12 protein-coding genes are annotated in these 12638 nt (G+C 69.1%); all 12 read right to left on the bottom strand.

The features are described 5' to 3' along the window. Positions 1-373: 373 nt before the first annotated feature. The 12 genes from EAT51_RS11110 to EAT51_RS11055 all read right to left on the bottom strand — a co-directional run bounded on the left by EAT51_RS11110 (position 374) and on the right by EAT51_RS11055 (position 12435). The gene (locus EAT51_RS11110; protein ID WP_130517946.1) at positions 374-1639 is read right to left on the bottom strand and encodes a glutamate-5-semialdehyde dehydrogenase; all 1266 of its coding nucleotides are present in this window, start codon (positions 1637-1639) and stop codon (positions 374-376) included. 181 nt (positions 1640-1820) lie between these two features. Then, positions 1821-2978, bottom strand: a complete 1158-nt coding sequence (proB, locus tag EAT51_RS11105) for a glutamate 5-kinase (RefSeq protein WP_130517944.1) — start codon at positions 2976-2978, stop codon at positions 1821-1823. 201 nt (positions 2979-3179) lie between these two features. After that, positions 3180-3437, bottom strand: a complete 258-nt coding sequence (locus EAT51_RS11100; RefSeq protein WP_130517942.1) for a YciI family protein — start codon at positions 3435-3437, stop codon at positions 3180-3182. A gap of 173 nt (positions 3438-3610) precedes the next feature. Then, the gene (gene argH, locus EAT51_RS11095) at positions 3611-4909 is read right to left on the bottom strand and encodes an argininosuccinate lyase (RefSeq protein WP_130517940.1); all 1299 of its coding nucleotides are present in this window, start codon (positions 4907-4909) and stop codon (positions 3611-3613) included. A gap of 142 nt (positions 4910-5051) precedes the next feature. Next, complete coding sequence (argC, locus tag EAT51_RS11090; protein ID WP_130517938.1) at positions 5052-6005, bottom strand: N-acetyl-gamma-glutamyl-phosphate reductase; 954 nt, start codon at positions 6003-6005, stop codon at positions 5052-5054. Further along, positions 6002-6607 (bottom strand): GNAT family N-acetyltransferase, encoded by a 606-nt coding sequence (locus EAT51_RS11085; RefSeq protein ID WP_130517936.1) that lies wholly within the window; start codon positions 6605-6607, stop codon positions 6002-6004. The genes argC and EAT51_RS11085 overlap by 4 nt, the downstream gene beginning before the upstream one ends. A gap of 5 nt (positions 6608-6612) precedes the next feature. Next, positions 6613-7878, bottom strand: a complete 1266-nt coding sequence (locus EAT51_RS11080; RefSeq protein WP_235872383.1) for an acetylglutamate kinase — start codon at positions 7876-7878, stop codon at positions 6613-6615. A 99-nt stretch (positions 7879-7977) separates the two neighbouring features. Continuing rightward, positions 7978-9072 carry an acetylornithine deacetylase gene (locus EAT51_RS11075; protein ID WP_130517932.1) on the bottom strand — a complete coding sequence of 365 codons (1095 nt, stop codon included), beginning with the start codon at positions 9070-9072 and terminating at the stop codon, positions 7978-7980. Positions 9073-9140: 68 nt separating this feature from the next. Beyond that, entirely contained in the window at positions 9141-9602 is a 462-nt protein-coding gene (locus tag EAT51_RS11070) for a GNAT family N-acetyltransferase (protein WP_130518747.1), read from the bottom strand. A 77-nt stretch (positions 9603-9679) separates the two neighbouring features. Further along, positions 9680-10018: a nuclear transport factor 2 family protein gene (locus EAT51_RS11065; RefSeq protein ID WP_130517930.1), complete on the bottom strand. Its 339-nt coding sequence runs from the start codon at positions 10016-10018 to the stop codon at positions 9680-9682. A 77-nt stretch (positions 10019-10095) separates the two neighbouring features. Then, positions 10096-11337: an argininosuccinate synthase gene (locus EAT51_RS11060; RefSeq protein WP_130517929.1), complete on the bottom strand. Its 1242-nt coding sequence runs from the start codon at positions 11335-11337 to the stop codon at positions 10096-10098. A 72-nt stretch (positions 11338-11409) separates the two neighbouring features. Further along, entirely contained in the window at positions 11410-12435 is a 1026-nt protein-coding gene (locus tag EAT51_RS11055) for an N-acetylornithine carbamoyltransferase (RefSeq protein ID WP_130517927.1), read from the bottom strand. Positions 12436-12638: the final 203 nt, after the last annotated feature.

The raw sequence follows: 12638 nt of genomic DNA, 5'->3' as shown, positions 1-12638 counted from the left end.
GTCTATGGGCGCGCCGACCCACAAGGCACCGTGACTGATGGCATAGAGCCCACGCCACGCGCCTGACCTCCCGCTTTAGTTTCTGCTGCGCCTCAGCGCTCGCCCGACCTCAGTGGGGCCCCGCGTCGCGTCGACGGCTAGCGTGCTTGCCTGCTGTGAAGGCCGCATGGGCATCTCCCCCCTGTAGAGCGGAGCTTGCTCCGCTGGGGCTTGCCGATGATCCGGCCGAAACGCAGCGGAGCAAGCTCCGCTCTACAGGGAGGCTGCGACGCGATCCGAGAGACAGTTGCTCCCAACAACTCCCCACTCAGCTGCCGGCCTGGGTGCTGATGGCCACCGCGTCGGGGTGGTCGTGTGTGGATGCCCGACGACCTCAATCGATCGCGATCGGGACCCGCGTCTGCCCTTCGCCCTGCACCACGAAGCGCTCCACCGTCAGCGCTTCCAGCCCCATCGGGCCGTAGGAATGCAGGCGCGTGGTCGAGATGCCGATCTCGGCGCCCAGACCCAGCTCGCCGCCGTCGGAGAAGCGCGAGGACGCATTGACCATCACCACCGCCGCGCGCAGCGCCGCCACGAAGGCGGTCGCATGCGCCTCATCGCCGGTGGCGATGACCTCGGTGTGGTCCGAGCCGTAGTGACGGATATGGGCGATGGCCGGCTCCAGCCCGTCGACCACGCGCACGGCCAGCACCAGGTCGAGGAATTCGGCGGCGTAGTCCTCGTCCGAAGCCGGCTTGGCCTCGGCAACCAGGATGCGCGTGGCCTCGTCGCCGCGCAGCTCCACCCCGCGCGCGAGCAGTGCCTTGGCCGCGGCGGGCAGGAAGGCGTCGGCGATGTCGCGGTGGACCAGCAGGGTCTCCAGCGCATTGCAGGCGCTGGGCCGCGAGACCTTGCCGTCCACCAGCAGCTTCAGCGCCAGGTCCAGGTCCGCACTGTCGTCCACGAACAGGTGGCACACGCCCTTGTAGTGCTTGATCACCGGCACGCGCGCGTGCTCGGCGACGAAGCGGATCAGGCCCTCGCCGCCGCGCGGGATGGCCAGGTCGACGATGTCGCTCAGCTGCAGCAGCGCCAGCATGGTCTCGCGGCGCAGGTCGGTGACCAGGGTCAGCGCGGCGGCCGGCACGTGCGCGGCCTCCAGCGCGGCCTGCAGCACGGTGGCGATGGCGGTGTTGGAGTGGATGGCCTCCGAGCCGCCGCGCAGGATCACGCCGTTGCCGGCCTTGATGCACAGCGCGGCCGCGTCGGCGGTGACGTTGGGACGGGCCTCGTAGATCATCGCGATCACGCCCAGCGGCACGCGCACCTTGCTGACGCGGATGCCGTTGGGACGCGTGTCGGTGCGGGTGACCTGGCCGACCGGATCGGGAAGCGCGGCCACCTCGCGCACCGCGGCGGCGATGCCGGCGATGCGCTCGGGGTTGAGCGTGAGCCGGTCGAGCATGGCGCTACCGATCCCCTTGGCGCGCGCCGCGTCGAGGTCCTTGGCGTTGGCCTCCAGGATCTCCGGCGCGTGGTCCAGCAGGCCCTGGGCCATGGCCTCCAGCAGCGCGGCCTTGTCCGCGCTAGACAGCTGCGCCAGCACCTGGGCGGCGTCGCGGCAGGCCAGCGCCTGGGTCTTGATGTCGTCGGTCATGGCAGGGACTCAACTCGAATGAAGAGGGTTCTGGTGGAAGCCACCATTGGACGGGCGCCTCCCCCTGTAGAGCGGAGCTTGCTCCGCTGCGCTTCGTTCGGTTCGTGGGGAATGCCCCAGCGGAGCAAGCTCCGCTCTACAGGGAGGCCACGATGCGAGCGGAAGAGACAACAAACGGGGGTCACAGCAGCACCAGGTCGTCGCGGTGGATCACGTTCTCGCCATAGCTATACCCCAGCACGGCCTCGATGTCGCGCGAGTGCCGGTGGGCGATGCGGCGGATGTCGGCGGCCGAATACTGGGCGATGCCGCGCGCCAGCCGGCGCTGGCCGTCCTCGCCGCGCAGCTGCACCTCGACCATGTCGCCGCGGCGGAAGTCGCCCTCGGCGCCGATCACGCCGCCGGGCAGCAGCGAGGCGCCGCGTTCGACCAGGGCGCCAGCCGCGCCGGCATCGACCAGGATCGCGCCGGGTTCGACCGGGGCGTGCCGCAGCCAGCCCTTGCGCGCGGCGATGCGCGTCTGCGCCGCATGCAGGCGCGTGCCGCGCAGGCGGTCCTGCGCCAGCCCGCGCACGACCTCGGCGCTGCGGCCGTTGAACAGGTAGGTCTCCACGCCCGCCGCGCCGGCCTTGGCCGCCGCCTCCAGCTTGGTGCGCATGCCGCCGGTGCCCACGCTGCTGCCGCTACCGCCGGCCATGGCGAACACCTCCGGCGTCAGCACGGCGACTTCGTCCAGCGGGCGTGCGGCCGGGTCGCTGCGCGGGTCGGCGGTGTACAGGCCGTCGATGTCGGTGGCGATGAACAAGGCGTCGGCGTCGACCAGCGCGGCCACCACCGCGGCCAGGTTGTCGTTGTCGCCGAGCTTGAGCTCGTCGATGGAGACGGTGTCGTTCTCGTTGACCACCGGCAGCGTGCCCAGCGCCAGCAGCTCCAGCAGCGTGGCGCGGGCATTGAGGTAGCGGCGGCGGTTGCGCAGGTCGTCATGGGTCAGCAGCACCTGCGCCACCGGCCGCTCGAAGAAACGCTGCCACAGCCCGATCAGCTGCGCCTGGCCGAGCGCGGCCAGCGCCTGGCGCGCGGCGATGCCGGCCCCGGCCTCGGCCGCCTTCGGCACGATCGCGCGCCCGGCGGCAACTGCGCCGGAGGACACGATCACCACCTCGCGCCCGGCCAGCACATTGGCCGAGACGAACTGCGCCAGCCCCAGCGCGAACTTCGGCGACAGACCACCCCCGTCGGCGGCCAGCAGGCTGCTGCCCACCTTGAGCACCGCGCGACGCCACGGCGGCAGCAGCTGCTCGGTGAACGCGGTGGCGGTGGTCGTGGCGGCGTCGTTCATGGGGGTTCGGGGATGGAAGGGGCTGGAGCGCGTGGTGGATCGTGCGAGGGGGGCGAAGCCGGCGGCGCCCGCCCTATCGTCATTCCCGCGAAGGCGGGAATCCAGGGGGCTTCGCGAGTGAAGGCCAACGTCCTTGGATTCCCGCCTTCGCGGAACGACGGATTTTGGTGGCTGCTCGCATCCCAGGATCCATACGATGCGCTAGGGCGTATTCCACTCGTACACGGTCAGCTCGGACGCGTTGCGCAGCGCCAGCGGATCGGTCGCGACCAGGGCCTTGGCCTGCTCCAGGCTGTCGAGGTTCTTCAGGATGTAGGCGCCGCCGCTGCCGTCGGTAAAGCCGCCGGCCATGTGCAGCTGCCCTTCGACCTTCAGATTGATCAGCCAGTCCTTGTGCGGGCCGACCACGTCGGCGGGAAAGTCGGCCTTGCGGATGGCCATCACCAGATACAACTTCATCGATGCATCTCCTGCTTGTCGTTGCGTGGCCGAGCGCGATGAGTGCGCTGCGCAAGCCACTGGATGCCCGCCTGCGCGGGGATGACGCCCTTCGTGATCGGAACGCGATCCAATCGCCGGATCGTATCGCGAGCACTGACGCCGCCCTCCTCTTCAGGAAAGGCGGCGGCCCTTCAAACGCGCAGCGCCTCCCAGCGCTGGCGCAGCACCTCCAGCTGCAGGTCCGCCGCCGCGCCGGGCGAGACGCGCGCGGCCAGGCTGCCTTCGGGCGTGCGGCCCTGCCCGGCCGTGTCGGCGCTGGCCGCGGCGGCCTTGTAGGCCTCGCGGAACGGCACGCCGGCCACGGCGGCTTCCACCGCCACGTCGGTGGCGTACATGCCCGAATCGATCGCGGCGCGGATGCGGTCCTCGCGCCATTCCAGATTGGCCAGCAGCGCCGGCAGCAGCTCCAGCGCGGCCAGACCGCGACCGAAGCCGTGGAAGATCGCGCCCTTGGAGGCCTGAAGGTCGCGGTGGTAGCCCGACGGCAGCGACAGCAGCTGCTCGATCTCGGTGCGGGCCGCGGCGACGCTGGCGTGGGTGGCGCGCATCAGCTCGATCACGTCCGGATTGCGCTTGTTGGGCATGATCGAGCTGCCGGTGGTGTACTGCGCCGGCAGCGCGACGAAGCCGAACTCGCCGCTGGTGAACAGCGACAAGTCCCAGGCGATGCGGCGCAGGTCAAGCGTGGCGCTGCCCAGGGCCTCCAGCGCGGCCAGTTCGAACTTGCCGCGCGAGAGCTGCGCGTAGATCGGCGAGACCTGCAGGCGGGCGAAGCCCAGCGCGGCGGTGGTATGCGCGCGATCCAGCGGCAGGTTGACGCCATAACCGGCGGCGGTGCCCAGCGGATTGGCGTCGATCAGCTTCAGCGTATCGGCCGCGCGCACCGCGTCGTCGATGAAGGCCTCGGCCCAGCCCGCCCACCACATGCCCGCCGAGGACACCACGGCGCGTTGGATGTGGGTATAGCCGGGGATCGGCAGGCCCTGTTCGGCCTGCGCGCGCTCCAGGGCGACGCCTGCGATCTGCCGGCTCAGCTGCGCCAGCGCGCCGAGCCTGTCCTTCAGCCACAGGCGCGTGGCGACCAGGATCTGGTCGTTGCGGCTGCGGCCGGTGTGGATGCGGCGGCCAGCATCGCCCAGGCGCTCGGTCAGGCGCGCCTCGATGGCCGAGTGCCCGTCCTCGTACTGCGCGTCCAGCACGAAGGCGCCGCTGCGGAAGTCGTCGGCCAGGACGGACAGCTCGCGCTTGAGTCCGTCCAGCTCCTCGGCCGAGAGGATGCCGATGTGCTGCAGGCCCTCGGCGTGCGCCGTGCTGGCGGCGATGTCGTGCAGGAAGAATTCGCGATCCAGGATGACGTCGTCGCCGGCCAGGAAGGTCTGGATCTTGGCATCGACGGCAACGCCGGGTTTCTGCCACAACAGGTCTGTCATCGGTCTTGCTCCTGCGAAGGCGGCGGTCAAGCCGACCTTGATTGGGTTTTAGCGCTTGGCCCCTTGTAGAGCGGAGCTCGCTCCGCTGGGGCTTCACCGGGATAAGCAGCGGAGCAAGCTCCGCTCTACCAACAATGCGGTCTCAGTGCGGGATCGCGGTGAGTTCGGGCAGGCCGAGCGCCAGGTTGAGGTTCTGCATCGCCTGGGTGGCCGCGCCCTTGAGCAGGTTGTCCAGGGTGGACACCACCACCACGCGCTTGCCGCCCGGCGCCAGGGTGAAGCCGCCGATCTGCACGCCATGCCGGCCCGCGATGCGGCTGACCCAGGGCGCGTCGTCGACCACGTCGATCAGCGGTTCGCCGGCGTAGCGCGTCTGGTAGCGGGCCTTGACCGCCTCGCGTGTCATCGACTGCTGCAGCCACAGGTTGACTGTCATGGTGATGCCGCGGAAGTGCGGCGCCACATGCGGCATGAACTCCACCGGCACGCCCAGATGCGCGGACACCTCGCGCTCGTGCATGTGGTCGGTCAGCGAGTACGGCATCAGGTTGTCGGCCAGCAGCGCCGGGTTGTTCTTGTCCGACGGCGTGGTGCCGGCGCCGGAATAGCCGGACACGCCGAAGCACTGCGGCGGGCCGGCCAGCTGGTCCAGCAGTGGCGCGATCGCCAGCTGCATCGCGGTGGCGTAGCAACCCGGATTGCTGATGTGCTTCTGCCCGGCGTAGGCGCCGCGGGTCAGCTCGGGCAGGCCGTAGTACCAGCTCGGCTCGAAGCGGTAGTCGGCCGACAGGTCGACCAGCACCGTCTCGGGGCGCGCGGCGGCGACCGCGTCGGCATAGGCCTGCGCCTTGCCGTTGGGCAGCGCCAGGATCACCGCGTCGGCGCCCTTGGCGGCGACCGCGTCGGCATCCAGGTTCTCGAAGCGCAGCTCACCGGCGTAGGCGGCGTTGTGCTCGCGCACCGGCTGGCCGTCCAGCTCGCGCGAGGACACGAAGGTCAGGCGCAGCTGCGGATGGGCGGCGATGAGCTTGATCAGCTCAGTGCCGGTATGCCCGCGGGCGCCGACGATGCCGACGGTGAAAACAGGGGAAGTCATGCGTGTTTGTCCAGCTGGAACTGCAGATGAGCCCTGACCGCGGGCCATTCGCGGTCGAGGATGGAGAAGATCACCGTATCGCGCAGCGTGCCGTCGGCATGGCGCTTGTGGTTGCGCAGCACGCCGTCCTGGCGCGCGCCCAGTCGCGCGATGGCCGCGCGCGAGGCATGGTTGAACCAGCTGGTCTCGAACACCACCGAGGCACAGCCCAGCACATCGAACGCATGCCCCAGCAGCAGCTGCTTGGCCTGCGTGTTCAGGCCGGTGCGCTGCGCGCGCGACGCATACCAGGTGTAGCCGATGCTCAGCCGAGGCACGCCCGGCTCCAGATCGTAGAAGCGCGTGCTGCCGGCGACCTTGCCCTGGGCGTCCAGCACGGCGAAGCACAGCATCGCCCCGCGCGCCTGCTGCGCCAGCGCGTCGGCGATATAGCCGTCCACCGCCTCGACCTTGGGCACGCCGGTGTACCACAGCGCCGGCAGCACGCCGTCGGCCACGATCGCGCGCAGGCCCTCGGCATGCGCGCCCGACAGCGGCTCCAGCGCGACGTGTTCGCCGCGCAGGGTCGGCACGGTCCGCCAGGGGTTGGCTGCGGCCTGCATCGTCCTCAGCCCTCCAGCGTCGGCCGGCGCGTGGCGCAGTGGGCCACGCAGCGCTGGATCTGGGCGAAGTCGTCCATGCCGTACCAGAACACCTTCCACTTCTCCTGCTTGAAGCAGCCGTCGGACTCGGCGTAGTAGAAGATGTTGACCTGGTTGTTGTGGCGCGAGCGCCAGAACAGCTGCGGGGTCTCCTCGCGCATCACGTTCCACACCGCGCGGCCCAGGCCCTCGCCCTGCGCATCGTCGGACACGGCGAACTTGTCCAGGTAGACCATGCCCTCGCCTTCGGTCAGCAGGATGGCGGTGCGGTAGTTCTCGCTGACGTAGGCGCGCAGCAGCGGCGTGTTCCGGTAGTAATCCGGCACCAGCTTGCGGCCGAAGCTGGACTCGATCAGCGCGGTCAGCCGCGGCAGGTCCAGCTCGTCCCAGCCGGTGGCCTTGAGCACGCGCTCACCGCGGCGCACCAGGGTGCCAGAGCCCTTGTGCGTGAACAGCTCCTTGGCCAGGTCCGCCGGCCGGGTGATCGACACCGACGATTCCAGCGGCAGCTTGTCCAGCAGGTCCTTGATCTGCTCGATCTTGACCTTCATGCCGCCATGGATCCACGGCTGCTGGATCAGGTGGTCGTACTCGGTGGACAGGTTGATCGAATCGATCACCTTGCCCTGCTCGTCCAGCAGCCCGCCGGTGCCGGTGAGGAAGATGATCTTGTACGGCTGCAGCTCGCGCACCAGCTCGTTGGCGGCGAAGTCGGCGTTGATGTTGAGGATCTGGCCCGACGGGGTCTCGCCCAGGCTGGTGATCACCGGGATCGAGCCGGCCTGCAGGCTGGCCTCGATGGGCGCCAGGTTCACCGCCTTGACCTCGCCCACCAGGCCGTAGGTGGCCTGATCCAGGTAATCGGCCTCGAACACGCCGCCGGTGATGGAGGTCGCCCGCGCGCCGGCGGCCTGCAGGGCCTCGACCAGCTTGAGGTTGGAGGCCTGGAACACGCGGCGCACGATCGCCAGGCCCTGCGGCGAGGTCACGCGCAGGCCGTTGATGGTGTGCTTCTCGATGCCGGCGGCGGCCAGCTCGGCGTCCAGCTGCGGGCCGGCGCCGTGCAGCACGATCGGGGTCAGGCCGACCTCCTGCAGGAAGGTCAGCGAGGAGGTCAGGTCGTCCAGCTCGTCGCGCAGGACGGCGCCGCCGACCTTCACCACCGCGAAGCGCTTGGCGTCCAGCTGCGAGAAGCGCTTGAGGTACTGGCTGATCTCCTTCGCGCTGGCCATGCTGGAGAGCAGGCGCACGATGGTCTGGCGGGTCTGGGCGTTGGCGACGGGGATGTTCACGGTGTGCGCAAGTCTGGGAAGGAGGGAGAAGACGCGGCGTTAGCAGCCGTTGATGATGCGATCGACGGATTGCACGTAGCGCTCGAGCTGCTCCAGCGTCACGAACTCGTCGGCGGTGTGCGCCTGGGCGATGTCGCCCGGCCCGAAGACCAGCGCGGTATAGCCGCCGGCGGAGAACAGCGAGGCCTCGGTCCAGAAGTCCACCGCATTGCCGATCGGCAGGCCGAGTTCGTCGGCGACATCGCGTGCGGCCAGGCGACGTTCCTCCGCGCGGGCGATATCGCCGGAAGGCAGGCTCGGGCCGCGGAAGGTCTCCTCGAAGTGCGCCGCGGCCGGCTCGGCGAAGCCGGCGAACGTGGACAGCAGGTCGTCGATGTCCATCGAGGGCAGCGGCCGGAAGCCGAAGCGCAGCTCGGCGCTCGGCGCGATCATGTTGGCCTTGATGCCGCCCTCGACCCGGCCGATGTTGAAGCGCAGGCCGGTCAGCCCGCCGAAGCGGGCGTGGGCCAGCGACTCGACATGGTCCAGCGCCCTGCCGCCCCAGCGCATGGCCTGGTGCAGCGCGCTGGCCGAGGGATCCTGCTTGCCCGAGGCATGGCCGGCGCGGCCGCTGAACTTCATCAGCACCGAGCTGATGCCGCGATGGGCCAGCACCGCCTCGCCCATGGTCGGCTCGGCCACCAGGACCGCCTCGTAGGGCAGCTGGCGGGCCAGGAACGCGGCGATGCAGCGCGGGTCGTTGGCCTCCTCGTCGGAGGAGAACAGGAAGGCCGCGTCGCCGTCGCCGGCATTGGCCGCGGCGACCAGCGCGGCCGCCGCGCCCTTGATGTCGCACACGCCCAGACCGATCACGCGATCGGACTGGCGCCGCATCACGTGCGGATCGGCGCTCCAGTGCGGCGAATCCGGCACGGTGTCCAGATGCACGTTGAACAGGTACTTCGGCGTCCCGCGCACGGCGTAGAAGCTGATCGCGCCGGCGCCGTGATCGATCACCTCGACCTTGAAGCCCGGCAGCTGCTGGCGCAGGTAGTCGAAGATGCCGCCGGTAGTCAGCGCACGCGGCGGGTTGCGGGTGTCGAAGGACACCAGCTTCTCCAGATGCGTCAGCGTGGTTTCGAGCAGGGTCGTCATGGGGCGGGCAGTAAGTGATGGGACGAGAAGTGAGGAGTGAGCGGGGCCGCGCGGCCCTGCCCTTCGGCTCAAGGTGAGGGTGCGGCGAGCTGCGCGGCGTTGCGGCTGTAGAGCTCCATGTCCAGCTTCTCCATCAGCCGGTCCGGCCGGGCGGCCGGCTGGAAGCCGAACTGGGCGTACAGGCCGTGCGCATCCCAGGTGGCCAGCATGAAGCGGCGCAGGTCCTGCAGCCGCGGATGGGCCATGACGGCCTGCATCAGCTGCTTGCTGTAGCCCTTGCCGCGCTGGTCTTCCAGCACGAACACATCGGCCAGGTAGGCGAAGGTCGCACCGTCGGTGATGACCCGCGCGAACGCCACCTGCCCTGCCCCGTCCACATAGCCGCCGAAGCACAGCGACCCGTCGATGGCGCGTTGCACGGTGTCGCGCGGGATGTCCCGGCTCCAATAGGCCTCCGACGAGAGGAAGCGGTGGATCAGCGCCACGTCCAGTTCCTCCTTGTCGGTGCTGATGCGCAATGGGGACTGCATGGTGTCGGGATCCTTCATGGAACGCATCGGGCGCATGGACTCGGCTGCCACACGCGTGGGGATCAGGCCGGCGCCGCTCACGCGGCGTAGAACCAGGCCGTACGGATCAGGCTGTCCTCGACCTCGAACACCGCCATGGTCACCTGCGCCTGCGCAGCGAGTCCGTGGATCCGCTCGTGATCGAACACCATCCGGCCCAGCACCGTTCGCGACACCAGCTCCGCCCGCAAGGCCGGGTTGTTGAAGCGATGTTCGGCATAGAACGCGGCGAGCGCGTCCTTGCCCCGCAGAGCGGGCGACACAGCCGGCATCCGGTAGGACGTGAAGTCCTCGGCGAAGCAGGCAAGGAAGGCGGTCAGGTCGCGGCGGTTGTAGGCTTCGAACTGCCGCGCGACCGGATCGATCACGGCGGACATGGCGGTAGGGTCCAGGTGGAGTGCGGACGATCCATCCACGGATGACCGGACCGAAGCCCGGCCACCCGTGGCGCGACTCAGGGGTTGACCTGCGCGTACAGCGTCGAGCTCATGCCGAACAGCTTGATGAAGCCTTCGGCCTCCTCCACGCCCCAGTCGGCCGACTGCGCATAGGTCGCGCCCTTGGCGTTGAGGATGTGCGGCGACTTGACCGCCACGGCCTCGACCCGGCCGCCGTCGGTGCGCAGCACCACCTCGCCGTTGACCTTGGCCTGCGAGGACTTCAGGAAGGCCTCGATGTCGGTCTTGAGCGGGTCGTGGTAGAAGCCTTCGTACACCAGCTCGACCCACTTGCGCGCCACTTCCGGCTTGAAGCGGTTCTGCTGCTTGGTCAGCACGGCATCCTCCAGCGCGCGGTGCGCGGCCAGCAGCGACACCAGGCCCGGCGCCTCGAACACGATGCGGCCCTTCAGGCCGATCACGGTGTCGCCGGTGTACACGCCGCGGCCCACGCCGTAGGGGGCGAAGAGCTTGTTGAGCTTGGCCAGGATCTTCTCGCCGGCCAGCTTTTCGCCATCCAGCGCGACGGCCTCGCCCTCGACGAAGGTCAGGGTCACCGACAGCGGCGCCTGCGGCCACTCGGCGCGCGGCGCGCACCAACCGCGCGCGCCCTCGCCCGGGGCTTCCCAGCGATCGATCTCGCCGCCGGACATGGTCAGGCCGAGCAGGTTCTCGTTGATGGTGTAGGCCTGCTGCTTGGCGCGCACGCCGAAGCCGCGCTCCTCCAGATACTTCTGCTCGTAGGCGCGGGTCTGGGTGTGCTCCTTCTGGATCTCGCGGATCGGGGCGACGATCTCGTAATCGCCCAGCGCCTTGACCGCCAGGTCGAAGCGCACCTGGTCGTTGCCCATGCCGGTGCAGCCGTGCGCGATCGCCTTGGTGCCCAGCTCGGCGGCGCGCTTGAGCGCGGCATCGACGATCAGGTAGCGGTCGGAGACCAGCAGCGGATACTGGCCCTGATAGCCCTCGCCGGCCCAGACGAAGGGCTTGACGAAGCCGTTCCAGATCGCCGGGCCGCCATCGACGGTGACGTGGCTGGCCGCGCCCAGCTCGGCGGCGCGCTTCTCGATGAAATCGCGTTCCTGCGCATCCACGCCGCCGGTATCGGCGAACACGGTGTGCACGGCATAACCCTTCTCCTGCAGATAGGGAATGCAGAAGCTGGTGTCCAGGCCGCCGGAGAAGGCGAGGACGATGTCCTTGGTGCCGGAATTGGGGATTGGGGAGTCGGGATTCGTGGGAGCGGTTTGCTGCGACATGGGGGTGTCTCTCTGCGGTTGACTAAGTAGGAGTGGAAGCGGGATGCGCCAGTGCGAATCCCCAATCCCGAATCACGAATCCCGGCTGCCCTGGCCCACCAGGGCGGCCATGATCGCCTTCTGCACATGCAGCCGGTTCTCGGCCTCGTTGATGGCGATGCACTGGGGCGAGTCCATGACCGCGTCGGTGGCCTTGACGTTGCGGCGCAGCGGCAGGCAGTGCGAGAACACGCCATTGTTGGTCAGGGCCATCTTGGCCTCGTCCACGATGAAGTGCTTGTACGCATCGCGGATCGGCTTCTCCGGGCCCCAGTTACCGAAGTACGGCAGCGCGCCCCAACTCTTGGCGTAGACCACATCGGCGCCGGCATAGGCGCTTTCGATGTCGTGGCTGACCTGCAGCGAGCCGCCGCTCTCGGCGACGTTGGCCTCGGCCCAGCCCATGTAGCGCCGGTCCAGCACGTACTCGGGCGTCGGGCACAGCAGGGTCACGTCCATGCCCATGCGCGTGGCGATGGTCAGGGCCGAGTTGGCCACCGCGGTGTTGAGCGGCTTGGGGTGGTAGGTCCAGGTCAGCACGTACTTCTTGCCGCGCAGGTCGCTGGTGCCGAAGTGTTCCTGCAGCGCCATGATGTGCGCCAGCTCCTGGCACGGATGGGTGATGGTCTCCATGTTGATCACCGGCACCGGGCTGTACTTGGCGAAGCTCTTCAGCACCCGGTCCTCGCGGTCGGTGGCCCAGTCGACGAACTTCGGGAACGCGCGCACGGCCACCAGGTCGGCATAGCGGCCCAGCACCTGGGCCACCTCGGCGATGTGCTCCTCGGCCTCGCCGTCCATCACCTTGCCGAAGTCGAACTCGATCGGCCACGCGTCCTTGCCCGGCTGCAGCACGACGGCATGGCCGCCCAGCTGGAAGGTGCCCAGCTCGAAGCTGGTGCGCGTGCGCATGGACGGGTTGAAGAACACCAGCGCCACCGACTTGCCCTTCAGCTCGTTGCCCAGCTTGTTGCGTTTGAACAGCGCGGCCTGGGTCAGCAGGGCGTCCAGCTCCGGACGGCTCCAGTCCTGCGTGTTCAAGAAGTGCTTCAGCGGCATCGGATCATCCTTTGCGAGAGGTCGGGGCGCGGGGCGCGCGGTTGCGGTTGAAACCTTGGCGTCATGGAAAACGAAAAAACCCAGCCTGTAGGCTGGGTTTTTCCGGTGTGCAGGACAAGACCTCCGGGGACCCAGCTAGTGTGCGGATTCCGGTCGGCGAGCACGCGAAGTCATGCCCGAGGCCATCCGGGCGGCGCTTGCGT

The organism is Pseudoxanthomonas winnipegensis (genome assembly GCF_004283755.1).
In the GTDB taxonomy this organism is placed as follows: domain Bacteria; phylum Pseudomonadota; class Gammaproteobacteria; order Xanthomonadales; family Xanthomonadaceae; genus Pseudoxanthomonas_A; species Pseudoxanthomonas_A winnipegensis.
The sequence above is the reverse complement of the archived record's forward strand: the minus strand, read 5'-3'. Positions and strand labels throughout refer to the sequence as shown.